Source organism: Streptomyces sp. NPDC096339 (assembly GCF_044762985.1).
Classification (GTDB): domain Bacteria; phylum Actinomycetota; class Actinomycetes; order Streptomycetales; family Streptomycetaceae; genus Streptomyces.
Genome location: NZ_JBIWFI010000002.1, coordinates 467,557 through 492,613 on the forward strand (window position 1 = coordinate 467,557; position 25,057 = coordinate 492,613).

General features: G+C 69.7%; 27 protein-coding genes and 1 riboswitch. Of the genes, 13 read left to right on the forward strand and 14 right to left on the reverse strand.

What is annotated here, in order from left to right; translation table 11 throughout:
• Position 1: 1 nt before the first annotated feature.
• Positions 2 to 1,120, reverse strand: a complete 1,119-nt coding sequence (locus tag ACIQ5Y_RS05515) for a lipid II:glycine glycyltransferase FemX (protein WP_403875206.1) — start codon at positions 1,118 to 1,120, stop codon at positions 2 to 4.
• Positions 1,121 to 1,260: 140 nt separating this feature from the next.
• The gene (locus ACIQ5Y_RS05520) at positions 1,261 to 1,575 is read right to left on the reverse strand and encodes a hypothetical protein (RefSeq protein WP_403875208.1); all 315 of its coding nucleotides are present in this window, start codon (positions 1,573 to 1,575) and stop codon (positions 1,261 to 1,263) included.
• A 249-nt stretch (positions 1,576 to 1,824) separates the two neighbouring features.
• On the opposite strand from ACIQ5Y_RS05520, the gene rpsF reads away from it, so the two are divergent.
• The 4 genes from rpsF to rplI all read left to right on the forward strand — a co-directional run bounded on the left by rpsF (position 1,825) and on the right by rplI (position 3,526).
• The gene (rpsF, locus tag ACIQ5Y_RS05525) at positions 1,825 to 2,115 is read left to right on the forward strand and encodes a 30S ribosomal protein S6 (RefSeq protein WP_015034882.1); all 291 of its coding nucleotides are present in this window, start codon (positions 1,825 to 1,827) and stop codon (positions 2,113 to 2,115) included.
• Positions 2,116 to 2,187: 72 nt separating this feature from the next.
• Positions 2,188 to 2,781, forward strand: a complete 594-nt coding sequence (locus ACIQ5Y_RS05530) for a single-stranded DNA-binding protein (protein ID WP_403875210.1) — start codon at positions 2,188 to 2,190, stop codon at positions 2,779 to 2,781.
• 43 nt (positions 2,782 to 2,824) lie between these two features.
• Entirely contained in the window at positions 2,825 to 3,061 is a 237-nt protein-coding gene (gene rpsR / locus ACIQ5Y_RS05535) for a 30S ribosomal protein S18 (RefSeq protein WP_005315025.1), read from the forward strand.
• A gap of 18 nt (positions 3,062 to 3,079) precedes the next feature.
• Positions 3,080 to 3,526 (forward strand): 50S ribosomal protein L9, encoded by a 447-nt coding sequence (gene rplI / locus ACIQ5Y_RS05540; RefSeq protein ID WP_376656151.1) that lies wholly within the window; start codon positions 3,080 to 3,082, stop codon positions 3,524 to 3,526.
• A gap of 70 nt (positions 3,527 to 3,596) precedes the next feature.
• On the opposite strand, the gene ACIQ5Y_RS05545 is transcribed toward rplI, so the two are convergent.
• Entirely contained in the window at positions 3,597 to 4,934 is a 1,338-nt protein-coding gene (locus ACIQ5Y_RS05545; protein ID WP_403875212.1) for an MATE family efflux transporter, read from the reverse strand.
• Positions 4,935 to 5,386: 452 nt separating this feature from the next.
• Between ACIQ5Y_RS05545 and dnaB the strand changes: the two genes are divergently transcribed.
• Positions 5,387 to 6,862 carry a replicative DNA helicase gene (gene dnaB, locus ACIQ5Y_RS05550; RefSeq protein ID WP_403875702.1) on the forward strand — a complete coding sequence of 492 codons (1,476 nt, stop codon included), beginning with the start codon at positions 5,387 to 5,389 and terminating at the stop codon, positions 6,860 to 6,862.
• Positions 6,863 to 6,871: 9 nt separating this feature from the next.
• Complete coding sequence (locus tag ACIQ5Y_RS05555; RefSeq protein WP_403875214.1) at positions 6,872 to 8,257, forward strand: serine hydrolase domain-containing protein; 1,386 nt, start codon at positions 6,872 to 6,874, stop codon at positions 8,255 to 8,257.
• Positions 8,258 to 8,329: 72 nt separating this feature from the next.
• Here ACIQ5Y_RS05555 and ACIQ5Y_RS05560 read toward each other — a convergent pair whose 3' ends face one another.
• The 3 genes from ACIQ5Y_RS05560 to ACIQ5Y_RS05570 all read right to left on the reverse strand — a co-directional run bounded on the left by ACIQ5Y_RS05560 (position 8,330) and on the right by ACIQ5Y_RS05570 (position 10,987).
• The gene (locus ACIQ5Y_RS05560; protein ID WP_403875216.1) at positions 8,330 to 9,505 is read right to left on the reverse strand and encodes a winged helix DNA-binding domain-containing protein; all 1,176 of its coding nucleotides are present in this window, start codon (positions 9,503 to 9,505) and stop codon (positions 8,330 to 8,332) included.
• A gap of 84 nt (positions 9,506 to 9,589) precedes the next feature.
• Entirely contained in the window at positions 9,590 to 10,078 is a 489-nt protein-coding gene (locus ACIQ5Y_RS05565; protein WP_403875218.1) for a GNAT family N-acetyltransferase, read from the reverse strand.
• Positions 10,079 to 10,093: 15 nt separating this feature from the next.
• A complete protein-coding gene (locus ACIQ5Y_RS05570; protein ID WP_403875220.1) occupies positions 10,094 to 10,987 on the reverse strand; it encodes a GNAT family N-acetyltransferase in 894 nt (297 codons plus the stop codon).
• Between the two features lie 144 nt (positions 10,988 to 11,131).
• On the opposite strand from ACIQ5Y_RS05570, the gene ACIQ5Y_RS05575 reads away from it, so the two are divergent.
• Positions 11,132 to 11,782, forward strand: a complete 651-nt coding sequence (locus ACIQ5Y_RS05575; RefSeq protein ID WP_403875222.1) for an HAD family hydrolase — start codon at positions 11,132 to 11,134, stop codon at positions 11,780 to 11,782.
• Positions 11,769 to 13,112: a globin domain-containing protein gene (locus ACIQ5Y_RS05580; protein WP_403875224.1), complete on the forward strand. Its 1,344-nt coding sequence runs from the start codon at positions 11,769 to 11,771 to the stop codon at positions 13,110 to 13,112. The genes ACIQ5Y_RS05575 and ACIQ5Y_RS05580 overlap by 14 nt, the downstream gene beginning before the upstream one ends.
• A gap of 79 nt (positions 13,113 to 13,191) precedes the next feature.
• Here the strand turns inward: ACIQ5Y_RS05580 and ACIQ5Y_RS05585 are convergent, their stop codons facing one another.
• The 5 genes from ACIQ5Y_RS05585 to ACIQ5Y_RS05605 all read right to left on the reverse strand — a co-directional run bounded on the left by ACIQ5Y_RS05585 (position 13,192) and on the right by ACIQ5Y_RS05605 (position 16,911).
• Positions 13,192 to 13,671: an NUDIX domain-containing protein gene (locus tag ACIQ5Y_RS05585; RefSeq protein WP_403875225.1), complete on the reverse strand. Its 480-nt coding sequence runs from the start codon at positions 13,669 to 13,671 to the stop codon at positions 13,192 to 13,194.
• Positions 13,672 to 13,730: 59 nt separating this feature from the next.
• Positions 13,731 to 14,627 (reverse strand): LysR family transcriptional regulator, encoded by an 897-nt coding sequence (locus ACIQ5Y_RS05590; protein ID WP_403875227.1) that lies wholly within the window; start codon positions 14,625 to 14,627, stop codon positions 13,731 to 13,733.
• Between the two features lie 192 nt (positions 14,628 to 14,819).
• Positions 14,820 to 16,025 carry a cystathionine gamma-lyase gene (locus ACIQ5Y_RS05595; protein WP_403875229.1) on the reverse strand — a complete coding sequence of 402 codons (1,206 nt, stop codon included), beginning with the start codon at positions 16,023 to 16,025 and terminating at the stop codon, positions 14,820 to 14,822.
• Positions 16,022 to 16,519 (reverse strand): low molecular weight protein-tyrosine-phosphatase, encoded by a 498-nt coding sequence (locus tag ACIQ5Y_RS05600; RefSeq protein WP_403875231.1) that lies wholly within the window; start codon positions 16,517 to 16,519, stop codon positions 16,022 to 16,024. The genes ACIQ5Y_RS05595 and ACIQ5Y_RS05600 overlap by 4 nt, the downstream gene beginning before the upstream one ends.
• An 11-nt stretch (positions 16,520 to 16,530) precedes the next feature.
• Positions 16,531 to 16,911, reverse strand: coding sequence for a phage holin family protein (locus tag ACIQ5Y_RS05605; protein WP_403875233.1), 381 nt, complete (start codon positions 16,909 to 16,911; stop codon positions 16,531 to 16,533).
• A gap of 89 nt (positions 16,912 to 17,000) precedes the next feature.
• Here ACIQ5Y_RS05605 and ACIQ5Y_RS05610 point away from each other — a divergent pair, with 89 nt between their 5' ends.
• The 4 genes from ACIQ5Y_RS05610 to ACIQ5Y_RS05625 all read left to right on the forward strand — a co-directional run bounded on the left by ACIQ5Y_RS05610 (position 17,001) and on the right by ACIQ5Y_RS05625 (position 19,286).
• A complete protein-coding gene (locus ACIQ5Y_RS05610; RefSeq protein WP_069921097.1) occupies positions 17,001 to 17,318 on the forward strand; it encodes a cupin domain-containing protein in 318 nt (105 codons plus the stop codon).
• A gap of 166 nt (positions 17,319 to 17,484) precedes the next feature.
• A complete protein-coding gene (locus ACIQ5Y_RS05615; protein ID WP_403875235.1) occupies positions 17,485 to 17,712 on the forward strand; it encodes a DUF5326 family protein in 228 nt (75 codons plus the stop codon).
• Positions 17,713 to 17,992: 280 nt separating this feature from the next.
• Positions 17,993 to 18,739: an IclR family transcriptional regulator gene (locus tag ACIQ5Y_RS05620; protein WP_403875237.1), complete on the forward strand. Its 747-nt coding sequence runs from the start codon at positions 17,993 to 17,995 to the stop codon at positions 18,737 to 18,739.
• A 97-nt stretch (positions 18,740 to 18,836) separates the two neighbouring features.
• Entirely contained in the window at positions 18,837 to 19,286 is a 450-nt protein-coding gene (locus tag ACIQ5Y_RS05625; RefSeq protein ID WP_403875239.1) for an SsgA family sporulation/cell division regulator, read from the forward strand.
• Between the two features lie 278 nt (positions 19,287 to 19,564).
• Here ACIQ5Y_RS05625 and ACIQ5Y_RS05630 read toward each other — a convergent pair whose 3' ends face one another.
• The gene (locus ACIQ5Y_RS05630; protein WP_403875241.1) at positions 19,565 to 20,806 is read right to left on the reverse strand and encodes a YibE/F family protein; all 1,242 of its coding nucleotides are present in this window, start codon (positions 20,804 to 20,806) and stop codon (positions 19,565 to 19,567) included.
• Positions 20,807 to 21,062: 256 nt separating this feature from the next.
• A riboswitch (TPP riboswitch) is annotated at positions 21,063 to 21,208 on the forward strand.
• On the opposite strand from ACIQ5Y_RS05630, the gene thiC reads away from it, so the two are divergent.
• Entirely contained in the window at positions 21,203 to 22,993 is a 1,791-nt protein-coding gene (thiC, locus tag ACIQ5Y_RS05635) for a phosphomethylpyrimidine synthase ThiC (RefSeq protein WP_403875243.1), read from the forward strand. Its footprint overlaps the riboswitch before it by 6 nt.
• Positions 22,994 to 23,116: 123 nt before the next feature.
• On the opposite strand, the gene ACIQ5Y_RS05640 is transcribed toward thiC, so the two are convergent.
• Both ACIQ5Y_RS05640 and ACIQ5Y_RS05645 read right to left on the reverse strand, forming a co-directional pair.
• Complete coding sequence (locus ACIQ5Y_RS05640; protein WP_403875244.1) at positions 23,117 to 23,620, reverse strand: restriction endonuclease; 504 nt, start codon at positions 23,618 to 23,620, stop codon at positions 23,117 to 23,119.
• Positions 23,621 to 23,716: 96 nt separating this feature from the next.
• The gene (locus ACIQ5Y_RS05645; protein WP_403875245.1) at positions 23,717 to 24,829 is read right to left on the reverse strand and encodes a glycosyltransferase; all 1,113 of its coding nucleotides are present in this window, start codon (positions 24,827 to 24,829) and stop codon (positions 23,717 to 23,719) included.
• Between the last annotated feature and the right edge of the window lie 228 nt (positions 24,830 to 25,057).

Genomic DNA, 25,057 nt, shown 5'->3' on the forward strand with positions numbered 1-25,057 from the left:
GTCAGCGGCGCGACATGTAGATGTCGAGCGCCTTGTGGAGCACCTTGTTGAGCGGGAAGTCCCACTCGCCGACGTACTCGACGGCCTCGCCGCCGGTGCCGACCTTGAACTGGATCAGCCCGAACAGGTGGTCGTTCTCGTCCAGCGTGTCAGAGATGCCGCGCAGGTCGTAGACGCCGGCACCGAGTGCGTAGGAATCGCGCAGCATTCGCCACTGCATCGCGTTCGACGGCCGGACCTCGCGCTTGTGGTTGGCGGACGCGCCGTACGAGTACCAGACGTGCTGGCCGACGGTGAGCATCGTGGCGGCGGCCAGCGGCTCCCCCTCGTGCTTGGCGATGTACAGCCGCATCCGGTTGGGGTCCTCGGCGTTGAGGGCCGTCCACTGGCGCTGGAAGTAGCTGAGCGGGCGCGGGCGGAACTTGTCGCGCTCGGCCGTGATCTCGTACAGGTGCTGCCAGGTCGGCAGGTCGTCGTAGCCGCCCTGGACGACCTCGACGCCGGCCTTCTCGGCCTTCTTGATGTTGCGGCGCCACAGCTGGTTGAAGCCCTTGAGGACATCGTCCAGCGAGCGGTTGGCCAGCGGCACCTGGAAGACGTAGCGCGGCTGGACGTCGCCGAAGCCGGCGCCGCCGTCCTCGGCCTGCTGCCAGCCCATGCGGCGCAGCTTGTCGGACACCTCGAAGGCGCGGGGCTCGATGTGCGTGGCCTCGACGTCGCGCAGCCGCTTGACCTCGGGGTCCTGGATGCCGGCCTTGATGGCGGCGGCGTTCCAGCGGCGGATGACGACGGGCGGGCCCATCTTCACGGTGAAGGCGCCCTGGTTCTTCAGGTGCGCCAGCATCGGCTGGAGCCATTCCTCCAGGTTGGGGGCGTACCAGTTGATGACCGGACCCTCGGGCAGGTACGCGAGGTATCGCTTCACCTTGGGCAGCTGCCGGTACAGAACCAGCGCGGCGCCGACGAGTTCGCCGGACTTGTCGAACCAGCCGAGGTTCTCCGAACGCCATTCGTTCTTGACGTCGGCCCATGCCGGGACCTGGCAGTGGCTAGCCGACGGCAGGCTCTGGAGGTACGCCAGATGCTGCTCTCGGCTGATGGTCCTCAGGGACAGGCTCATGCGGGGTGCTCCTCCGGCGACTTCGCTGGCTATGGCGCGAAGCCTACTGCGACAGGGGCGCCACCCATCTGGGGGACGTGCCGGGGCCCGGGCCGGTGCTCGGCCGGCGCCCCGTCGCAGGGGTGTCCCGCAGGTCCCTGTCAGCCGCCGAAGAGGCCGCCGTGGAACATGCCGATGAAGAAGCCGATGGCAGACGCGCCAAGGCCGATGATCAGTGCGAAGCGCTCGCGTGTCGTGACGGAGACGAACTGTCCGTAGAGACCGGTCAGGATCCCGATCAGCCCCGCCCACGTGGTGAGCAGGTGCAGGTTGTGGAAGAACGCCGTGATGAACGCCACGGCTCCGAGGATCAGGGTGGCCGCCATCAGGGTGTCCTGCAGCGGGTGGGGCTTGCCGTCGGTGGACAGCAGCGAGATCGGAGGGGGCTGGGACTGCGGTTGCATGGCCTGTGCCATCGGAAGGCACCTCCTGGCTGAAGCAGAGCGGCGCTGGGGCCCGCCTCCGGCCGGGGCCGGGGGCATAGCACCGAGCACACCCGATGGATACAGATTGTGTCCCCCCGGCGCCGGATTTCAACCGGAAGGAGTCGAGCAGGTAGTCTGTACAGCTGCGCGGTGTCTGTTCTCGGACACCGTGCGCACGCATCACGACCCTCCTGCCACGGAACGACCGTGGCCGCTGAGTCCAAAGGAGGTGGGTTCCACATGCGTCACTACGAAGTGATGGTCATCCTCGACCCCGATCTCGAGGAGCGCGCTGTCTCCCCGCTGATCGAGAACTTCCTCTCCGTCGTCCGTGAGGGCAACGGAAAGGTCGAGAAGGTCGACACCTGGGGCCGTCGTCGTCTCGCTTACGAGATCAAGAAGAAGCCCGAGGGCATCTACTCGGTCATCGACCTTCAGGCCGAGCCTGCGGTCGTCAAGGAGCTTGACCGACAGCTGAACCTGAACGAGTCGGTTCTCCGGACCAAGGTCCTTCGCCCCGAGACCCACTGAACTTCGGTTCAGCGGTAATCGGGATCGAGTAGCACAGCAGCCCAGCAGCAATCCCCGCCGAGAGGTTCATCCATGGCAGGCGAGACCGTCATCACGGTCGTCGGCAATCTCGTCGACGACCCCGAGCTGCGCTTCACCCCCTCGGGTGCGGCGGTCGCGAAGTTCCGTGTCGCGTCCACCCCCCGCACCTTCGACCGCCAGACGAACGAGTGGAAGGACGGCGAGAGCCTGTTCCTGACCTGCTCGGTGTGGCGGCAGGCGGCGGAGAACGTCGCCGAGTCCCTTCAGCGGGGCATGCGCGTCATCGTGCAGGGCCGGCTGAGGCAGCGGTCGTACGAGGACCGTGAGGGTGTCAAGCGCACGGTCTACGAGCTGGACGTCGAGGAAGTCGGCCCCAGCCTGAGGAACGCCACGGCCAAGGTCGCCAAGACCACGGGTCGCGGTGGCCAGGGTGGGTACGGCGGCGGCGGTCAGCAGCAGGGTGGCGGCGGCGGTGGCTGGGGCGGAGCCCCCAGCGGCGGCCAGCAGGGCGGCGGAGCTCCCTCCGACGACCCGTGGGCGTCCAGCGCGCCGGCCGGTGGCCAGCAGCAGGGCGGCGGCGGGGGCGGCTGGGGTGGAAACTCCGGCGGCTCCGGCGGTGGCTACTCGGACGAGCCGCCCTTCTAGGGCAGCTCGCATCCAAACTTCTTGATCACACAGGAGAGACACAATGGCGAAGCCGCCTGTGCGCAAGCCTAAGAAGAAGGTCTGCGCGTTCTGCAAGGACAAGACCGCGTACGTGGACTACAAGGACACGAACATGCTGCGGAAGTTCATTTCCGACCGCGGCAAGATCCGTGCCCGCCGCGTTACCGGCAACTGCACGCAGCACCAGCGTGACGTCGCCACGGCCGTGAAGAACAGCCGTGAGATGGCGCTGCTGCCCTACACGTCCACCGCGCGATAAGGAAAGGGTGACCGACTAATGAAGATCATCCTGACCCACGAGGTCTCTGGCCTCGGTACCGCCGGCGATGTCGTCGACGTCAAGGACGGTTACGCTCGCAACTACCTGGTCCCGCGTGGTTTCGCGATCCGCTGGACCAAGGGTGGCGAGAAGGACGTGGCGCAGATCCGCCGCGCCCGCAAGATCCACGAGATCGCGACCATCGAGCAGGCCAACGAGGTCAAGGCCAAGCTCGAGGGCGTGAAGGTCCGTCTGGCCACCCGCGCGGGTGACGCCGGTCGTCTCTTCGGTTCCGTGACCCCGGCCGACATCGCCACGGCGATCGAGGCTTCGGGTGGCCCGAAGGTCGACAAGCGCCGCGTCGAGCTGGGCTCCCCGATCAAGACCCTCGGTTCGTACCAGGTCTCCGTGCGTCTGCACGCCGACGTGGCCGCGAACGTGGGCATCGAGGTCGTCGCCGCCTAAGGGCTGCGAAACGAAGGGCCGCACCCCGTTGGGGTGCGGCCCTTCGTCGTTGTTTCACGTGAAACGTCGGCTACCGGGTGGCTCCCGCGACCAGCCAGCGGCCCGAGCGGGCGCGCAGTTGGAGGGTGGCCATGCGGACCAGCATCATCAGCGTCATGGCGCACCACAGGGCCGTCACCCCGCCTCCCAGGACGGGGACGAGCAGGGCGGCCGGGGTGAACACGGCGAGGGTCAGCAGCATCGCCCGGGCCAGGTAGGGTCCGTCGCCCGCGCCCATGAGGACGCCGTCGAGGACGAAGACCACGCCGCCGATGGGCTGGGAGAGCGCCACGACCAGCAGGGCGGGCAGGATGGCGTGCTCGACGGCGGGATCGCTGGTGAACAGCGGGATCAACACCGGGCGGGCCACGACGACCAGCAGGCCGAGCACGATGCCCGAGCCGATGCCCCACTGGACCATGCGCCGGCAGACGGCCTTGGCGCCCTCGGTGTCGCCGGCGCCCAGGTAGCGGCCGATGATCGCCTGTCCGGCGATGGCGATGGCGTCCAGTGCGAAGGCGAGCAGGCTCCACAGGGAGAGCAGGACCTGGTGGGCGGCGATGTCGGCGTCGCCGAGCCGGGCGGCCACGGCGGTCGCGATGAGCAGGATGGCGCGAAGGGACAGCGTGCGGACGAGCAGGGGTGCTCCGGCCTGCGCGCAGGCCCGGATCCCCGCCGCGTCGGGGCGCAGGGATGCGCCGTGTCGGCGGGCGCCGCGTACGACCACGACGAGGTAGGCGGCGGCCATGGCGCACTGGGCCGTGACCGTGCCCCAGGCGGAGCCCGCGATGCCGAGCCCGGCGCCGTAGACGAGGGCCGCGTTCAGGGCGGCGTTGAGGGCGAAGCCGCCGATGGCGACGTAGAGCGGGGTGCGGGTGTCCTGGAGGCCGCGCAGGACGCCGGTGGCGGCGAGGACCATGAGCATGGCCGGGATGCCGAGGGCCGAGATCCGCAGATAGGTGACCGCGTACGGGGCGACGGTGTCGGAGGCCCCGAAGAGGGAGATGAGCGAGGGTGCCGTGGGCAGGACCACGGCGATGACGGCGGCGCCGAGCAGGAGGGCGAGCCAGACGCCGTCCATGCCCTGCCGGATGGCCCCCTGGAGGTCGCCCGCGCCGACGCGGCGGGCGACGGCCGAGGTGGTGGCGTAGGCGAGGAAGACGAAGACGCTCACGGCGGTGGTGAGCAGTGCGGCGGCGATGCCGAGGCCGGCCAGTTGGGACGTGCCGAGGTGCCCCACGATGGCGCTGTCGGCCAGCACGAAGAGGGGTTCGGCGACGAGTGCGCCGAAGGCGGGGACGGCGAGGGCGAAGATCTCCCGGTCGTGGCGTCTCGGCGCAGCCTTCGGTGCTGTGGGGGCCTGTGTCATGCGCTCAATCTAATCTTCCACAGGTAATAGATGCAAGACCCTTTAGATCCTTACCGTGGCGTCGATCAAGGGCTTCTCGCGGCCTCATTGGTGGCGATCTTGAGACAGTGGCCAAGATTTTTCCCGCGAGGTCCTCCCGACGAGAGAATCTGCAGGTCAGGTGTGGTGTGTGGGTGTGTCAGGTGATTTTGTCCACAGCGTCGTCCCCCGGTCCGTGCACAGCTTCCGGGGACTTACCCACAGCATTGGCGCCGTCGTCCACATCTCATCCACACAGCCTGTGGATAACAAGATTGGCTGACGCCGCTCGCGGCCCTACCGTGGTGCGTTGCCCGACTCGCCGACAGCCGATTCGGGTGCCCCAAATGTCAGAGCCGTGTCGTAGAAAGAGTGGCACGGCAAGGTCCGCGCTGCGGACGGGAGGAGGCGGCCCGGTGAGCATGCCCGAGCCCATGGACGACCCCTGGGCCGACAGCGGTCCGAGTGACCGTCTGCCCGCCCGTCCGCGCCGTAACAGCGAAGGCCGCGGCCGCGGGGACGAACAGCACGACCGGGGCCGCGAGGGCGGCTCCTGGGACGGCGGCGGCAGCGGTGGTGGCGGCGGCTTCGAGCGCGTCCCTCCGCAGGACCTCGACGCCGAGCAGTCCGTCCTCGGCGGCATGCTGCTGTCGAAGGACGCCATCGCCGACGTCGTCGAGGTCATCAAGGGCCACGACTTCTACCGGCCCTCGCACGAGACGATCTACCAGGCCATCCTCGACCTGTACGCCAAGGGCGAGCCGGCCGACCCGATCACGGTCGGCGCCGAGCTGACCCGGCGCGGTGAGATCGGCAAGGTCGGCGGGGCGTCGTACCTGCACACGCTGGTGCAGTCCGTGCCGACGGCGGCCAACGCCGAGTACTACGCGGAGATCGTCCACGAGCGGGCGGTACTGCGCCGGCTGGTCGCGGCCGGTACGAAGATCACGCAGATGGGATACGCGGCCGACGGTGACGTCGACGAGATCGTCAACAGCGCCCAGGCCGAGATCTACGCCGTCACCGAGCAGCGGACCTCCGAGGACTACCTGCCGCTGGGCGACATCATGGAGGGCGCGCTCGACGAGATCGAGGCGATCGGTTCCCGCAGTGGCCAGATGTCGGGTGTCCCGACCGGCTTCACGGACCTCGACTCGCTCACCAACGGTCTGCACCCCGGCCAGATGATCGTCATCGCGGCCCGTCCCGCCATGGGCAAGTCCACCCTCGCGCTGGACTTCGCCCGAGCCTGTTCCATCAAGGCCAACCTGCCCAGCGTGATCTTCTCCCTCGAAATGGGGCGCAACGAGATCGCGATGCGCCTGCTCTCGGCAGAAGCCCGGGTGGCCCTGCACCACATGCGCTCGGGAACGATGACGGACGACGACTGGACCAGGCTGGCCCGTCGGATGCCGGACGTCTCCGCCGCCCCGCTGTACATCGACGACTCCCCCAACCTGTCGATGATGGAGATCCGCGCCAAGTGTCGTCGGCTCAAGCAGCGCAACGACCTCTCGCTCGTGGTGATCGACTACCTCCAGCTGATGCAATCGGGTGGTTCGCGCCGTCCCGAGAGCCGTCAGCAGGAGGTCTCGGACATGTCCCGAAACCTCAAGCTGCTGGCGAAGGAGCTGGAGGTCCCCGTGATCGCGCTCTCCCAGCTGAACCGTGGTCCCGAGCAGCGCACGGACAAGAAGCCGATGGTCTCCGACCTGCGTGAATCCGGCTCCATCGAGCAGGACGCCGACATGGTGATCCTGCTGCACCGCGAGGACGCGTACGAGAAGGAGTCCCCGCGCGCGGGCGAGGCGGACCTGATCGTGGCGAAGCACCGCAACGGCCCCACGGCCACCATCACCGTGGCCTTCCAGGGCCACTACTCGCGGTTCGTGGACATGGCCAACACGTAGCATTCGATCATGGATGAGCTCTCCGAGGACCTGGAACTCCTTCCCGCCACCCGGCGTGCGCTGAGGCACCGGATCGCCGTGGCGCAGAGCGAGGGGCGGGCGCCGTCGGTGGTGGCTGCCGTCGTGCGGGGCGGGGAGGTGGTCTGGGAGGGCTCGCGGACCTCCGTCGAGGGCCACGGTCCGGACGGGAACGTCCAGTACCGGATCGGGTCGATCAGCAAGACCTTCACCGCCGTTCTGGTGCTGCGGCTGCGGGACGAGGGGTTGTTGTCGCTCGCGGACCCGCTGGAGCGGCACCTGCCCGGGACCGGGGCCGGCGAGGTGACCGTCGCCCAACTGCTGGCGCACACAGGCGGACTCGCCGCGGAGACGCCGGGCCCGTGGTGGGAGCGCACGCCGGGCGACACGCGGCCCGAGCTGGCCGACGTACTGGGCGCGGAACCCTTCAAGCACACGCCCGGGCAGCGGCACCACTACTCCAACCCCGGTTACACGCTGCTGGGTTCGCTCGTCGAGGCGTTGCGCGGGAGGCCGTGGGATGAGGTGCTGCGGTCCGAGGTGCTGGAGCCGCTGGGGCTGAGCCGTACGAGCAGGGCGCCGCAGGCCCCGCACGCGGGGGGCTGGGCGGTGCACCCGTGGGCGGACGTCATGATGGCGGAGCCGCCGGAGGACCTGGGCCTGATGGCCTCGGCCGGTCAACTGTGGTCCACGACCGGGGACTTGGCCCGTTTCGCGGCCTTCCTGCTGCGTGGGGACGAGCGGGTGCTGAGTGCGGAGTCCGTACGGGAGATGCGCACCGCGGCGGCGCCGCCGGAACCGGGCATCGCCGATCTCGGGTACGGGCTGGGGATGCAGCTGGCGGCCCAGGGCGGGCGCCGGCTGGCGGGACACAGCGGATCACTGCCCGGGTTCGTCGCCGGGCTCTGGCTGAGCGAGGCGGACGACGTGGCGGCGGTGGTGCTCGCGAACTGTACGTCGGGTCTGCCCGCGTCGACGGTGGCAGCGGACCTGGTGGCGATCGTGGCTGACGCCGAGCCGCGGTTCCCGGAGCCCTGGCGGCCGTTCCGGGAGTCCGACCGGGTGCCGCTGGAGTTGTGCGGCCCCTGGTACTGGGGGACTTCGGCGCAGGTGGTGCGGCTGAAGGCGGACGGGTCGCTGGAGCTGGCGCCGCTGGGCGGGGCCGGGCGGTCGGCGCGGTTCCGGGCCGAGGCGGACGGCAGCTGGACGGGGCTGTCCGGCTACTACGCGGGGGAGACGTTGCGGGCGGTGCGCGGGGAGGACGGCTCGGTGAGCCACCTCGACCTGGCGTCCTTCGTGTTCACGCGGGAGCCGTACGACGCCGGGGCTCCGGTGCCCGGCGGGGTGGACCCGCAGGGCTGGCGGGGCATCGGCTGACGCGTCGGCATCGGTGGCGTCGGTTCGGGTGGCGGCGGTCTCTGCGGCGGCGTCGGTTCGGGTGGCGGCGGTTCAGGCCACGAGTTCGCGCTCCAGCGGAGTGCGGAAACGCGGGGTGATGCGGGCCTCTCCCAGCCATCCGGCGAGCCGGTCCGCCTCGGCGGCGACCGCCTTCTCGGCGGCGCGGCCGGGGCTGCCCAGCAGTCGCCGGACGATTTCGCCGTCGGCCCGCTGGGCCCAGCCGCCGATGATCTCGCCGTTCCACCACACGGTCGGGCCGATGTTGCCGGCGTAGTCGAAGAGCGCGCTCTTGTAGGCGGGGTCGAGGTGGAAGCCGCGGTCGGCCCAGCCCATGGCGGTGGGGTCGAGGGCGGGCAGGAGGGCGGCCCAGGGCTCGGTGGCCGGTTCGGGAGCGGTGTCGCCGGGGCACACGAGGGCGGTGGTGCCGTCGTCGAGGCGGACCTGCTCGGGGCCGACGGCGGCGAGGGCCTTGCGGACGTCGGTGAGGGTCCAGCCGGTCCACCACTTGAGGTCGGCCTCGGTCGCGGGGCCGTAGGCGTGGAGCCAGCGCCGGGCGATCTCGGCGCGCGCCTCGGGGGCGGGCACGGGGGGCCACGGCTCGGTGTGGACCCAGCGGTACTGGCTGGAGGTCCAGGACCCGCGTGGGCGGTCGCGGCGGATCCGGCCGTCTGCGGCGAGCAGGCGGATGACCCGGGTGGCGACGCCCGTCTCGGTCTCGTACTTCTTCCCACGGCCGATGGTGATCTTCTGGCGCAGGGCGGGCACGGCCGCGGACAGCTGGCTGCCGGTGGAGGGGCCGCGGGCGTCGAGCGCGTCCAGGGCGGAGGCCTCGGCCCGGGCCAGCCAGTCGGCATCGAGGCCCTGTCCGTCCTCGTCGAGGTGTTTGAGGAGGGTGCGGCGCTCCTTGACGGCGATCGCGCGAGCGGTGGAGGAGTCGACGTACGGGGCCAGTTCGGCGGAGACCGCGAAGAGCGTGTTCCGCATGCTGAGCAGCCGCACGAGGCTGACGTCCTCGTAGAGGGCCTGCTCGATCGTGTCCGGCCCGCCCCGTGCCATCCGGGCGCGGGCCGACAGGAAGACGGTCGCGGCGTCGGTGGCGTGGAGGGCGACTACGGCGTCGGCCGCCTGGGGCACCGTGGCGGCGCGGGCCGAGGGAGCCAGGCGGTGGCGCCGGCCGAGCCGGTCGCGGCGCTCGGCGGTGGTGATGAGGGGGAGGCTCGGGCTCATCCTCCCGATCGTAGGCCGGGCCGCGGACAGTGCGGCCCGGCCCGTCGGTCCGGCCTGTCGGTCCGGCCTGTCGGTTCCGCTCTGTCAGAGCTGGAGTTTGAAGCCGACGTGGGAGGCGGTGAAGCCGAGCCGCTCGTAGAAGCGGTGGGCGTCGGTCCGGGTCGCGTCGGAGGTCAGCTGGACGAGGTCGCAGTTCTCGGCGCGGGATTTCTCGATGGCCCATTCGATGAACCGGGTGCCCAGGCCGCTGCCGCGCTCGTCGGAGTGGACGCGGACTCCTTCGATGATGGAGCGGGTGGATCCCTTGCGGGAGAGGCCCGGCACGATCGTCAGCTGGAGGGTGCCGACGACCCGGTCCGCTCGGACGGCGACGACCAGGTGCTGGTTGGGGTCGTCGGCCAGGCGCTTGAGGGCCGCCCGGTACGGAGTGAGGTCGTCCGGGGATTCGCGGGTGGCGCCGAGCGGGTCGTCGGCGAGCATGGCGACGATGGCGGGCAGATCGGCCTCGCCGGCCGGGCGGATGGACAGGCCGGAGAGGTCGGAGAGGTCCGCCGGGTTCGGGGTGTCGTTCATCGTGGTCGTCCTTTCTCAGCCCGCGGCCACGGTGAGCGGTGCCCAGCGGCGGGTCCAGTCACCGGGCAGCCCGGGGATGCCGCGCGTCATCACGGCGTTGAAGGTGATCGAGTCGAGGCCGCGCTCCTTGAGCCAGCCGAGCAGCTCCTCGTGGCGGACGTCGACATCGGTGCGCAGCGGCCGGTCGGTGCCCTGGGCGAGCGCGGTGATCAGTGACTGGGCGGTGCCGATGTCGCGGGCGACCAGAGGGCCGATGACATGGGTGTCCATGTTCGGCCAGGCCGCCGCGTATCCCGTGAGGGTGCCGTCGCCGGTGGGGTCCTCGGCGACGAGCAGCTGATCGGCGAAGGCGGGCAGCCGGATGATCAGGTGGGTGCGGTCGGTGCCGAAGACCTCGGCGTCCAGGCGCAGGATCCGCTGGAGGTCTTCGGCGTTGGCGGGCCGGACCCGGGGGGTGTCGTAGGCGCCGGGCGTGCCTTCGGGGCGGAAAGTGCCCTTCAGCATCTCGGCGCGGCCGGTGGCGTCGAAGCCGAGCTCCTCGTAGAGGGGGCGTCCGTAGGGGGTGGCGTGCAGGGTGAGGGGGACGCCCTTGAGTACGTCGTCGCAGACGTGTTCCATGAGGCGGCGCCCCAGGCCTTGGCGGGCGTAGCGGTCGGCGACCAGGACCATCCCGATGGCGGCGAGCTCCGGTCCGGCGTGGGTGTTGCCGTACTGGGTGACGACGCAGGCGGCCGCCAGGCCGAGACCGTCCGGGGCGTCCATGCCGTAGCCGTTTCCGGCGGCGAGGAGCAGTCCCCATTTGTGGTCCTCGCGGGGCCAGCCGCGGTCCTCTGACAGGTCGGCGCAGTGGCGGAGATCGTCCACGCTCAGCGCCCGGATCGGCAGATCGGTGATGTGTGGTGGTGTCACCCGGCCCAGACTGGATCATCGACCGGGGTCAGTCCAGGGGATTTGGGCTGATGTTTCACGTGAAACATTGGCGATGTTTCACGTGAAACATCGACCCTGAAACAGGGTGTCCCGCCAGGAAGGCACCGACTAGCCTCGACGGCTATGACTCTCCTGCACCTCTTCGACCTCGATGGGACGCTGATGTACGGCTCGGCGGCGCCGGTCGAGATCTCCCGTCAGCTCGGCGTGGGCGCCGAGATCGCTGCTCTGGAGCGGTCCTTCGGTGCCGGGGATATCGGTCCGCACCAGTTCTCGGTGGCGGCACACGCGCTCTGGGCGGACCTGACCCCCGCCCATGTCCGGGCGGCCTTCGAGGGTGCGCCGTGGCTCGCGGGCATCCAGGACGTGTGGCGGGAGATCCGGGAGCGCGGGGACTACTGCGCGGTGATCTCGCTGTCGCCGTCCTTCTTCGTGGAACTGCTGCTGGAGTGGGGCGCGCACGCCGCGCACGGTTCGGTCTTCCCCGAGGTGCCGTTCACCCGGCCCGTGGAGGCGGCCGGGATCCTGACGCCCGAGGGCAAGGTCACGGTGGCGGACCGGCTGTGCGAGCGGTTCGGGGTGAGCCGGGGCGACTGCGTCGCGTACGGGGATTCGGGGACCGACGCCGTGCTCTTCGAGGCCGTCGCGGTCTCCGTGGCGGTCAACGCGCGGCCTTATCTGGCGGAGCGTGCGACCCATGTATATGAGGGCAGGGACCTTCGAGAGGCATATCAGCTCGTAGGGGCGGCACGCCCGGGAGTTGAAGCATCTTAAGGGGAAAGTGGGTTCGAAACGCGGATTTTCCGCAATTCCCCCCAGGCATCTGAGTCGGCCGGCACGCTGTGAAGCCCGGATCCACGGATTCACAGGCCGTGGCGTGTGCAAACCGACCGAGATGCTCGAAGCGAGGCACCGCATGGACGCTCCGCCCACCAGATCGGCCAGACGGGGAACGACCCGGATACCCGGTGAGGGCGAGGTGCCCGAGCCCTCGCCCGACGCCGTGCTGATCCGCCGGACCCTCGTGGAGATCGCACCGGTCGCCGACAGGGTGACCTCGTACTTCTACGCATTGGTGTTCACGGGACACCCGGAGGTCCGGGGCATGTTCCCCGCGGCCATGGACGTACAGCGGGACCGGCTGCTGAAGGCGCTGCTCACCGCCGCCGAACACATCGACAATCCGGATGTGCTCGCCCCCTACCTGCGCCGGCTGGGCACGGGGCACCGCAAGTACGGCACCATGGCCGGGCACTACCCCGCGGTGGGTGAGGCCCTGATCGGGGCGTTGGCCCGGTACGCGCACGAGACCTGGGGGCCGGAGACGGAGGCCGCGTGGGTGCGCGCGTACACCGCGATCTCCCAGATCATGATCGACGCGGCGGCCGCGGACGAGGCGAAGGCACCGGCGTGGTGGCACGCGGAGGTGGTCTCCCACGATCTGCGCACGCCGGACATCGCGGTGCTGACGGTCCGCCCGGACCAGCCGTACGCCTTCCTGGCCGGCCAGTACACGAGCCTGGAGACCCCGTGGTGGCCGCGGGTGTGGCGGCACTACTCCTTCGCGTCGGCGCCGCGAGCCGACGGTCTGCTGTCCTTCCACGTCAAGGCCGTTCCGGCGGGGTGGGTCTCCAACGCGCTGGTGCGCCACGCCCGCCCGGGAGACGTGCTGCGGCTGGGCCCGCCGGCCGGGTCGATGATCGTGGACCACACCACGGACAACGGGATGCTGTGCCTGGGCGGCGGTACCGGCATCGCGCCGATCAAGGCACTGATCGAGGACGTGGCCGAACACGGGGAGCGGCGGCCCGTGGAGGTGTTCTACGGGGCGCGCAGCGACCACGACCTCTATGACAAGGACACCCTGCTGGGATTGCAGCGCACGCACCCGTGGCTGTCGGTGCGCCCCGTGGTCGGCAATGCGTTGGCCGGGCAGTTGCCGATGGCGGTGGGTGAGCACGGGCCGTGGAGTTCGTACGACGCGTTCATCTCGGGGCCGCCCGCGATGATCCGCAACGGGGTGGACGAGCTCAAGCGGATCGGGATTCCCGACGAGCGGATCCGGCACGATGCGGTGGAGGAGCTGGCGGGCGTCGCGGTGTGAGACCGGCGGGGGATGTCCCGCCGGTCTCGGGGAGCCTGTCCCGGGGAGCCGGAGCCGCTCTCGGTCTCAGGCCACCGTTTCAGCCGAGGTCGGGCGCGTGCATGGCGCGGACCCCCTCGATGTTGCCGTCGAGGTAGTGCCGCAGGGACAGCGGGACGAGATGGACGGCGGCGATGCCGACCCGGCTGAAGGGCACGCGGACGATCTCGTATTCACCCTCGGGCTGGTCGATCTCGGGGCCGTGTCGTTGGCTCGGGTCCATGGATTCGAGGTGGCAGACGAAGAAGTGCTGCACCTTCACGCCGGTCACTCCGCCGTCGGCGATGTGCTCGACGGTGTCGACGAAGCAGGGCAACACATCGGTGATCTTCGCGCCGAGTTCCTCGTGGACCTCTCGGTGGAGGGCGTCGACGACGGTGGCGTCCGAGGACTCCACTCCTCCTCCGGGTGTGACCCAGTAGGGATCGACGCCGGGCTTGGTGCGCTTGATGAGGATCAGGTCGTCACCGTCGAGCAGGATCGCGCGGGCGGTGCGTTTGACCACGGGACGTTCGGTCATGGGAGAAGAGTGGCCCACTGCTCCGCTTCTGAAACGCGCCAAGGGTCTCGAACGGGAGCTCACCAGTGCGTGGCGGCGTGCAGCAGCAGTTCGTGGGCCCGCGCGAGGTGGGCGAGTGCGAGGCTGCCGGCCCGTGTGACCAGGAACCAGGTGCGCAGTGGCGGTACCGGCGGCTCCGCCAGGGCCACGATCCGGCCGCTGTCGAGGGCGTCCTGGCACAGGTAGCGGGGGACCACGGCGAGCCCGGCGCCGGACAGCACACATTCCAGTACGGCGCGCAGATCGGGTGCGACCACGGTGGCGGCGGAGTCGGGCGGCGCCTCGAAGACGGCGGCCCAGTAGCGGGTGACGAGGGGCAGGCTCTCGTGGACCTCGACGAGCGGGATGCCGTCGAGCGCGGTGGGTCCCTCCTCGCGCAGCCGGTCCCGGTCCACGAGGGCGGCCCAGTAGGGCGCGGCGACCAGGACGTGCTCCTCGTCGCACAGGGCGGTGGCGGTGAAGAGCCCGCCGCGCGGGCGTGCGGTGGTGACGACGAGGTCGTGGTGTCCTGCGGCGAGGCCGTCGAGGGCCTCCTCGGGGCCGGGCTGGAGGGTGGCGCGCAGGGTGTGGCCCTGGCCGACCAGGGGCGCGAGGGCGGGCAGTACCCGCAGGCCCAGGAATTCCGGGGGTCCTGCGACGTGGAGGGTGCGTAATGCGCCGGTGACCTCCCGCTCGGTCTCGGTGATCCGCAGCAGGGCGTCGAGGTGCGGGGCGGCCTTGTGGGCGAGTTCGTCGCCGACGGCGGTGGGGGTGACACCGCGGGCCCGGCGGTGGAAGAGGGGGCGCCCCAGCTGGCGTTCGAGGGTGCGGATCTGCGAGGTGACGGCCGGCTGGGACAGACCGAGGAGGGCGGCGGCGCGGGTGAAGGAGCCGGCGCGGTGGACGGCGACGAAGGTGCGCAGCAGAGCCAGATCCATCGCGGCACCTCGACCTCTCGGTGGGGGCCTTCAACTATAAATATGCGGATAGGACCCTGTCGCTACCGTGATTGGACTCTGACGCAGAGTCAATTAGCCTTGTCGCGTGGTTCTCGACGGTGTTTCTCCCGCGACGAACCCGGGCGGTCCGAGCCATGAGGGGGGAGGCTCGGACCGCTTTCCAGGGCCCGTTCAGCTGCCGGCAGCGGCGGAATCGAGTGCTCGAAGGACGTCCGCGACCAGGTCCTCGGTGTCCTCGGCCCCGGCGGAGAAGCGGATGAAGCCCTCGGGCACGGCGTCCCCGCCCCATCGTCCGCGCCGTTCGGCGGTGGACCGTACGGAGCCGAAACTCGTGGCGTCCTCGACCAGGTGTAGAGCGTTCATGAAGCGTTCCGCGTGCGCCCGGTCAGGCAGTGTGAAGGAGACGACCGAGCCGAAGGCGCGCATCTGGCGGGCGGCCGTCTTGTGCGAGGGGTCGCCGGGAAGTCCCGGATAGCGCACCCCGGTCACCTCGGCGCGCCCGGTCAGGGCCTCGGCGACGGCCAGAGCGTTGGCCCACTGACGCTGTGCCCGCAGTTGGATGGTGGCCAGGGAGCGGTGGGCGAGCCAGGCCTCCATCGGGCCCGGGATCGCGCCGACGATCTTGCGCCAGCGGCGGACGAGGGCGGCGAGGGCGGCGTCCCGGCAGACCACGTAGCCGAGGAGCAGGTCGCCGTGGCCGGTGAGGCCCTTGGTGCCGCTGGCGACGGAGAAGTCCGCCCCGAGGTCCAGCGGCCGCTGTCCGAGCGGTGTGGCCAGGGTGTTGTCGACGGCGACCAGGGTCCCGCCGGCGTGCGCGGCGTCCACGAGGCGGCGTACGTCGGCGACGTCGAGCCCGGGGTTGGAGGGGGTCTCGATCCACAGCAGTCGGGCCCCGTCGAGGACGGTGAGCTGGGCTTCGTCCGCGGTGGGAGCGGTGCGCACGTGGATCCCGTACGCCTCCATCTGCTCGCGCAGCAGCGGAAGTGCCTGGTAGCCGTCGTCGGGCAGGACGACGGTGTCGCCGCTGCGCGCCTGGGAGAGGAGTACGGCGGAGACCGCGGCCATCCCGGAGGCGAAGACGATGGTGTGGACGTCCTGGCCGGGGGCTTCGAGTTCCCCGATGGCCTGTTCCAGCAGGGTCCAGGTGGGGTTGGTGTCGCGGCCGTAGGTGTACGGGCCCTCGACGTCGCCGGGCAGGTGGAAGTGGGCGGCGAAGGCCGGTCCGGGCAGGGTCGGTTCGTTCTTGACGGGAGCGGGCAGCCCGGCGCGGACGGCGAGGGTGCCGTCGCCGAGCCGGGCCGCCGGGCCGCTGCCGGAATCGGTGCCGGAGCCGTGGGTGGGGCCGGGGCCGGGGCCGGAGTCGGGGTGCTCGTTCATGCGGTCTGCTCCTTCAGGGACAGGGCCTCGCGTACGGCCTCCAGCAGGCCGGGGCTCGCCGCCTCGATCAGCTCAAGGCATTCCTCGAACCCGTCGAGCGGCCCGTAGTAGGGGTCGGGTACGTCGCCGTCCCCGGCCGTGGCCGCCGGGTCGAAGGACCGCAGCAGCCTGACCTTGGCGGCGTCCTGCGGGGTGGGAGCGAGCGCCCGGAGGTCCCGCAGGTGCCCGGCGTCGAGAGCGACGACGAGGTCGAGGCCGGCGAACCAGGAGGAGCGGAACCGCCGGGCCCGATGGTGCTGCTCGTACCCGGCGGCCTCCAGGACGGAGACGGTGCGCGGGTCGGCCGGGTCGCCCTCGTGCCAGCCGCCGGTCCCCGCGCTGTCCACCTCGACCAGGGCGCCGAGCCCGGCTTCGGCGACGTGGGCGCGGAAGACGGACTCGGCCATGGGGGAGCGGCAGATGTTGCCCGTGCAGACGAAGCACACGCGGTACATGGGAGGCCTGTTCAGTTCTTGTCGGGCAGGACCATGTTCACGGCCCAGCTGACGATGGAGATGATCAGGCCGCCGACGAGGGCGGTCCAGAAGCCGTCGACGTGGAAGCTGAGGTCGAGCTGCTTGGCGAGCCACGAAGTCAGCATCAGCATCAGGGCGTTCACGACGAGGGTGAACAGGCCCAGGGTGAGGACGAACAGCGGCAGCGAGAGCAGCTTCACGATGGGCTTGACGATGACGTTGACCAGGCCGAAGACCAACGCGACCAGGAGCAGCGTCAGCGTCCGGCGGCCCAGGCTGCTGCCGTCGTCGAGGGTGATGCCGGCGAGCAGCCAGATGGCGACGGCCAGGGCGGCCGCGTTGGCGATCGTCTTGACTACGAAATTTGTCATGTGTCTGATCGTGGCAGAGAAGATCCTGGGGGAACATCCGCAGATCAGCGGAGACCCGGGAACGACTGAGCACAAGGGGCACAAGGACGATGAAAGCGTTCCGGCTGGATGAGCTCGAGGCGGAGCGGGCCGCCAACGACGGCGCCTATCTGCAGTTCCTGCGCGAGCGGAACATGTCGGTCGGGCTGTACGCACTCGACGCGGGGCAGAGCGATCCCCAGCAGCCGCACCGTCAGGACGAGGTGTACTTCGTGGTGAGCGGGCGGGCCTCCATCACGGTCGGGGAGGAGACGACGACGGTGGCGCGCGGCAGCGTGGTCTACGTCCCGGCGGGGGTCCCGCACAAGTTCCACCACATCAGCGAGGACTTGAGGGTGATGGTGGTGTTCTCCCCGCCGGAGGGCTGATCGGCTCGTCGTGTCAGGGTCGCGGGCTCGATCCGGCGTCCGGCCCCTAGGGGGCGGATCAGGGGACTCCGGGGGCTCGCGGGCCCCCACGCGGATCCGCCGACTCCTAGCATCGAGAGCAGGAAGTCACGGATGAGGACGAGAACGAGGAAGAGGTCGAGGAGACATGAACGGGATCCGGGAGACGTTCGCGGGTATGCCCTGGTGGGTCAAGTGGGTCGCTGTTCCGCTGCTGGTGCTGTTCGTCTTCGGCGGTGTGATCACCAGCTTCCTGGGCTTCCTGATCGGGCTCGTCTTCAAGGTGCTGCTCTTCGCGGCCCTCGTCGGGGGTCTGGTCTTCGTCGTGAAGAAGGTCGGGCGGAGCGGTTCGAAGTCCTCGTCCACCGAGTGGTAGAAGTTGCGGACGAGTTGGTTCCGCGATTGCGCCAGGTGAGGGAACGTGAGGCCGTAAACCGCTCACAGGCCCGGAATCGGCGGATAGAGTGGCAATCTGTGCCGTTCCCTGGGCACCGAAAGCCGGCGATTCCGCTCTGACCTGCGGTTCTGTCAAGTAGCCGCTGAGTACGACTCCAGGAACGATGGCACGTGCGGGGGCGGCCCCCGCCGGGCGGGCCTCCCCGAAGGCCCGCCGCCACGCCTGGGGGTGAGCTTTGTCTTCGGTTCACAATGCCGGTGTGCCGACTCTCATCGGTTCGGTGCAGAGGGCGCTGAGGCTGCTCGAAGCAGTGGGGTCCCATAGCGAGGGAGCCCCGGCGAAACAGCTGGCGCGCGAAGCCGGGCTCCCGCTTCCCACTGCGTACCACCTGCTGCGCACCCTGACGCACGAGGGCTATCTGCGCAGAGAGAACGGAGTGTTCGTGCTGGGCGACGCCGCCGGGCGGCTAGCCGGTGGCGGACTTCAGCAGAAACGTCGCAGCATGATCCTCGACTCCCTCGCGCACTTCCGCGACGCGGTCGGGGCCCCCGTCTACTTCGCGGTCTACCGCGAGGGCGAGATCGAGGTCGTGGGCGTCTCGGACACCCCGGCCAACCCGGCCTGCGAGGAGTGGGCCGACTTCCGGGAGACCGGCCACGCGCACGCCATCGGGCAGTGCCTGCTCGGTCAGCTCGACGAAGAGGCCCGCCAGGACCACTACGACCGCCACCCGGTCGAGGCCATCACCGCTTATACCGTGAGGGATCTGCGCTCCCTGGAGAACAGGATCGGCGCCCTCGGACGAATGCAGCCAGTAACCGAGCGCCAGGAATATGCCCTCGGCACGGTCTGCGCCGCGATCCCCATCACCGCGGGCGATACCGCTGCGACCATGGCGATTTCTCTGCCTCTGCACCAGCAAGACCGATTGCTTTATGCAGTCGATCGGCTACGGAGTGAAGTAGGCGCGCTGTTGAGCACCCTCTCGTTCTCTATCAGTATCTGAAAACTCACTCCTTGTGATCTGCTAGCGCTTCCACCACTCTTGTCAAGAGGGCCTTGGGGGATCATTCCTGGCCACTTCCACTACAGCGGGGTAGGCAATGCGCGAGTCGGTACAGGCAGAGGTCATGATGAGCTTCCTCGTTTCCGAGGAACTCTCGTTCCGGATTCCGGTGGAACTCCGGTACGACGCTCGTGACCCCTACGCAGTCCGCCTGACCTTCCACCTTCCCGGAGACGCGCCCGTGACCTGGGCGTTCGGCCGGGAGCTTCTCCTCGACGGCATCAACAAGCCGTGCGGTGACGGTGATGTGCGCATCGCCCCCACCGATCCCGAGGAACTGTCCGATGTCCACATCCGGCTCCAGGTGGGCGGCGACCGGGCCCTCTTCCGTGCCAGCGCGGCTCCGCTCGTCGCGTTCCTCGACCGGACCGACCGGCTCGTTCCCCTCGGCCAGGAGCGGAACCTGGGTGATTTCGAGGAGAACCTCGACGAGGCGCTCGGCAAGATCCTCGCCGAGTCGAAGCAGAACGAGCAGAACGCGGGCTGACGCCCTTGCGCGCCAGCGCGCGCAATACGAGCAGCACAGAGGCAGCACCGGCAATACGGGCTATGCCTGCACCACCTGAAACACCGGCCACACCTGAAACACAGGAAAATGCCGGCGTCCGCTGACCGACGGACGACACCGGCCGACCACGAGGAACGGATCGGTGTGCCGACGCTCCGAGCGCCACGGCCCATCGGCTTTCACGGGCGCCGCCGCACGCGATCCGACCACCCGCGTCCGCCCGATGCCCTCCGTTCCCGTTCCTCGGGAACCACCTTTCACCGCTTGCGCCGCCGGCCCCGGCCGCCACGGACCGGCCCCGAGGCCGGCGAGGCGGCCGGGGACCCCGGCCGGTCGGCCGAAACGACCAGCGCGGCCAGTGCGGTGGTCACCGGGACCGAGGCCACGAGCCCGATCGATCCCACGAGGGTCCGTACGATCTCCTCCGCGACCAGCTCGCTGTTGGCCACGGATCCCATGCTGCTGTTCGCGATCGAGAACAACAGCAGAAGCGGCAGGGCGGCGCCCGCGTAGGCCAGTACGAGCGTGTTGACCACCGACGCGATGTGGTCGCGGCCGATCCGGATCGCCGCCCGGTAGAGCCCGCGCGGGCCCATCGACGGGTCGGCCTGATGGAGTTCCCAGACCGCCGAGGTCTGGGTGACCGTCACGTCGTCGAGCACGCCCAGGGATCCGATGATCACACCCGCGAGCAGCAAACCGCTCATGTCGATCTGCGGGTAGAGCCCGTGGATCAGCCCGGTGTTGTCATCGGTGTTGCCGGTGAGGAAGGCCCAGTCGATGAACACCGAGCCCAGCAGCCCGATCAGCAGCAGCGAGACCAGCGTGCCGAGTACGGCGACCGAGGTGCGGGCCGTCAGTCCGTGGCACATGTACAGGGCGATCAGCATGATGGCGCTCGCCCCGATGACCGCGACGAGCAGCGGATTCGATCCCTGGAGGATGGCCGGCAGGATGAAGAGGGTCAGCACGCCGAAGCTGACGGCCAACGCGATCAGGGCGAACACCCCGCGCATCCGCCCGACGGCCACGACCGCGAGGGCGAAGATGCCGGCCAGCAGCGCCATCGGGAACTTGCGGTTGACGTCGATCACGGAGTACTGGAGGTCGCGCGGGGCGTCCGGAGCGTAGGCCACGACCACCTCCTGGCCCTTCTCCAACTGCCGCGGCGCACCGGGCTGGACGACCTCCACGAAGGTGCGCCCCTTCTCCGGACCCGTGCCGACCTCGACCGTGGCGCGTCTGCACTCCCCCGTCTGCGCGGCCTGGGCCTCGCGCCCCTCGGGGGTGGACGCATCGCCCGTCGGAGGCACCTGCGAGGCGTTCACGGATTTGCAGTCGACACGCTCCAGCGAGACGACCGTGGCCTGCTGGGTCTGCCGGTCGAAACCGACCCCCGTGCGCTCGTGGGCGGGGGCTCCGCCCGGCCAGAGCACCGCCATGCCGATGAAAACGGCGGCGGCGAAGGGGATCAGTACGGCGGCGATGACCCTGCGCAAGTGCTTCGAGCCCGGGGCCGCCGGGCCGTGGCCATGACCATGACCATGGCCGTGTCCGTCGTGGCCATGACCGTGTCCGTGGCCGGGCGCATGACCGGAGGCATGCCCCGGACCAGTGCGCCCGTGGCCGGTGTGGTCATGGGGCTCGGTGGGCTTCGTGGGGGGGTGCGGCGAAGACGTCACCGGCAGATCATCGCAAGAGATGAGGGGGGCCCACTGTTCAGCACGCCATGGATGGCGCTAGCGTGGGGGCTACTTTGCACAACGCGGGAGCTCGGAGCACCGGGCTGAGAGGGCGCTGATCACCGTACGCACATCACAGATGTGTACGGGAAGAGGCTGCGTCGACCGCCGAACCTGTTACCGGGTAATGCCGGCGTAGGGAGATCAGGTCTCATGACCATTCAGGACGACGCACGCACGCCTGCCGTCAGCCAGGACAACGACGGCCAGACCGAGCGCCAGCCCGGCTGGCACAAGGGATACCTGGCGGGCTCCCGCCCCGACATCCGGGTGCCGGTCCGCCAGGTCCACCTCACCAACGGCAAGGACGTGACGCTCTACGACACGTCCGGTCCGTACACCGACCCCCAGATCGAGACCGACGTCCGCCGCGGCCTGCCCCCGCTGCGCGAGAACTGGATCATCGGTCGCGGCGACACCGAGGAGTACGCGGGCCGCCCCGTGCGCCCCGAGGACGACGGCATCAAGCACACCTCGCCGCGCGGTGGCCTCAAGAACCTCGACGCGGTCTTCCCGGGCCGCCCGCGCCAGCCCCGCCGGGGCCGCGGAGGCGCCGCCGTCACGCAGCTCGCGTACGCCCGCCGGGGCGAGATCACCCCGGAGATGGAGTACGTCGCGATCCGCGAGAACGTCTCCCCCGAGGTCGTGCGCGAGGAGATCGCCGCAGGTCGCGCGGTGCTTCCGGCCAACGTGAACCACCCCGAGATCGAGCCGATGATCATCGGCAAGCGGTTCCTGGTCAAGGTCAACGCCAACATCGGCAACTCCGCCGTCACCTCCTCCATCGAGGAGGAGGTCGACAAGATGACCTGGGCGACCAAGTGGGGCGCCGACACGGTCATGGACCTCTCCACGGGCCGCAACATCCACACCACCCGCGAGTGGGTCCTGCGCAACTCTCCCGTGCCGATCGGCACCGTGCCGCTCTACCAGGCGCTGGAGAAGGTCGACGGCCGTGCCGAGGACCTGACCTGGGAGATCTACAAGGACACGGTCATCGAGCAGGCCGAGCAGGGCGTCGACTACATGACGGTCCACGCCGGCGTGCTGCTCCCGTACGTCCCGCTGACCGCCCGCCGCAAGACCGGCATCGTCTCCCGCGGCGGCTCGATCATGGCCGCGTGGTGCCTGGCGCACCACAAGGAGAACTTCCTCTACACGAACTTCGAGGAGCTCTGCGAGATCCTCGCGACGTACGACGTCACGTACTCGCTGGGCGACGGCCTGCGCCCCGGTTCCATCGCGGACGCCAACGACGCGGCGCAGTTCGCGGAGCTGAAGACGCTGGGCGAGCTGAACACGATCGCCAAGCGGCACAACGTCCAGACCATGATCGAGGGCCCGGGCCACGTCCCGATGCACAAGATCAAGGAGAACATCGACCTCCAGCAGGAGATCTGCGAGGAGGCGCCGTTCTACACGCTCGGCCCGCTGACCACGGACGTCGCGCCCGCGTACGACCACATCACCTCGGGCATCGGCGCCGCGATGATCGCCTGGTGGGGCACCGCGATGCTCTGCTACGTGACGCCCAAGGAGCACCTGGGCCTGCCCAACCGCGACGACGTGAAGACCGGCGTCATCACGTACAAGATCGCCGCGCACGCCGCCGACCTGGCCAAGGGCCACCCGGGCGCCCAGGAGTGGGACGACGCCCTGTCGGACGCGCGGTTCGAGTTCCGCTGGGAGGACCAGTTCAACCTGGCCCTCGACCCGGACACGGCCCGCGAGTTCCACGACGAGACCCTCCCGGCCGAGCCGGCCAAGACCGCGCACTTCTGCTCCATGTGCGGTCCGAAGTTCTGCTCGATGAAGATCTCGCAGGACATCCGCCGTGAGCACGGCGGTGACCTGAAGGCCGATGAGATCGAGGCGGGCATGGCGGAGAAGTCCGCCGAGTTCGCGGCCTCGGGCAACCGCGTGTACCTGCCGCTGGCGGACTGACGCATCTGAACGGACCCGGCCCGCGACCTCATGGGGGGAGTCGCGGGCCGGTGTCGTTACCGCTGTGTGCCAGGTGCTCTCAGGCCGGCGGTTCCAGCGTGTGTCCGCGCCTCTGGTCCCGTATCAGAACCCGGCCAGCCTGCGGAGCTCCGGTCCGAACCCGCTGATCTCGAAGACGGTCGGCCTCCTTTTCAGAGCCTCCCGCAGATCCTGGCTCACCGCGCTCACCGCTTCACGGCTCACCCGGCATCGAAGCCACTCGACCTTGCGCGTGTGCGTCGCCTCCGGGTCGATGTCGAGCCGATGCTCGTATCGCCCGCGGACTTGCCCGATGGAGTAGCTCGTACCGCGTGCGTGGGACATGACGACCATGTCTCCGACCTGCATGCCATCGATGAACGTCCACAACTGACGCGCCCAACCACGGGCCCTTCCGACGTGGCTTTCGCCGACCTCGGCCCGTATCTCCTCGGGCCGGGCGCGCAGCTCCGCTTCCATCGCAGAGGGGGACCGGCAGCTCCCGAGGTCCCCCACCCATGATGCGTTGAACGCGACGATGCCCTGCTCCAGCATGAGTTCCGCCCGCTTGCCACCCTCACCGGCCCGCACCATCCACGCAGTCTGCATGACGATCCTTTCGTAACCTCGGGTAACACCGTTCTCGCGCCTGCCGAGGGTACTAAGAGGTCGTTGTTCGTCCGGGAGCTGTGCGCCGCGGCGCGGTCAGGCGGGGACCTGGGTGGCCAGGCCGAGCTTGCGGCGGGCGAATTCGAGGTTCGCGAGGACCCGGTCGTGCTCGGTCAGGGGCAGCTTCCCCTCCTCAAGGAGACGTTGGCAGCACTCCAGTGACTCCTGGTACTCGCCCACCCAGTAGGAGGCCACCGCGAGTTCGTCGAGCGCGCGCCATTCGTGCCAGGCGAACTCGACGAACAGGATGTCGTCCGGGGCCGGGATCCGTACCGCCTGCCGCGCGAACGTGTAGGCGAGGGGCCAGCGGCTTTCGAGGCGGCAGAGGCGGGCGAGCTCGCCGAGGGCTTCGGCGCGGGAGGGGCGGCTCTCGTACGCGCGCAGGAACCGGTCCATCACCTCGGCGCCCGGCCGCTTGAGGCCGGCCGCGAGCCGCGCGGCGTAGAGCCGGCCGCAGTAGGTCTCCTCGGCCCAGCCGCCCATGGCCACCCGGTGGTCGTAGGCGGCCAGGGACTTCTCCGGCTCTCCCGCGTCGCGCCAGCTCTGGGCCAGGTAGAAGGCGTACCGGGTGTTGTCGGGTTCCTTCGCGAGGCCTTCGGTGAGGACTTCGGCGTCGCGCAGGTACTTCGCCCGCTGGCCGCCTTCCCGTAGCCGGGCCCCGCCGCCGACGGAGAGGATGTTGAAGCCCTCGATCACCTCGCGGCCGTAGTCGGTGCCGCATTCGATGTACTCGTGGAGCACGCCCACGTATCGCCAGGGCAGCCGGGTGGCCACCAGGGCCGGCCGCCAGTGGACGATCGGGCCGTCGTGCAGCGCGACCTGGTACGCGTCGAGCGTCAGGTCCGGCATGCGGAACCCGGGCTCGATCTGCATCTCGTCGTCGCCGTCGATGAAGAGGAGGTAGTCGGCGGCGGTGCGGGCGAGCTCGATCGCCTCGGTGCGGCTTCCGTCGAAACCCTTCCACGGGCGCTCGTACAGAGTGCCGGGCAGGTCGCCGAAGCAGTCCCGGATGACGTCCTGGGTACCGTCCGTGGAGCCCGTGTCGACGATCACCCAGGTGTCGATCAGTGGGCGCACCGACTCCAGGCACTTCCGGATCGTCGGTGCCTCGTTCTTGACGATCATGTTCAGACAGATGGTCGGCTTCACCGCAAACACCCTCTCGTCGGCCGGGTCGCGGGCGACGTTAGGGATTCCGCCCGCCGAGGGGGTGGCGGCACGCCGGTGGCGATATCACGGGATGGTCGCTTTCGCATCCGTTCGTGGGGGTCTGGTAGGCCGATCTGTTGATGTGCGGCACGAAATGCTCAAGATGTCCCGGTTCATACCCGTAACTTCCCAGGGAAGATCGAACTCGCGGCCGGGGCATCACCCGTT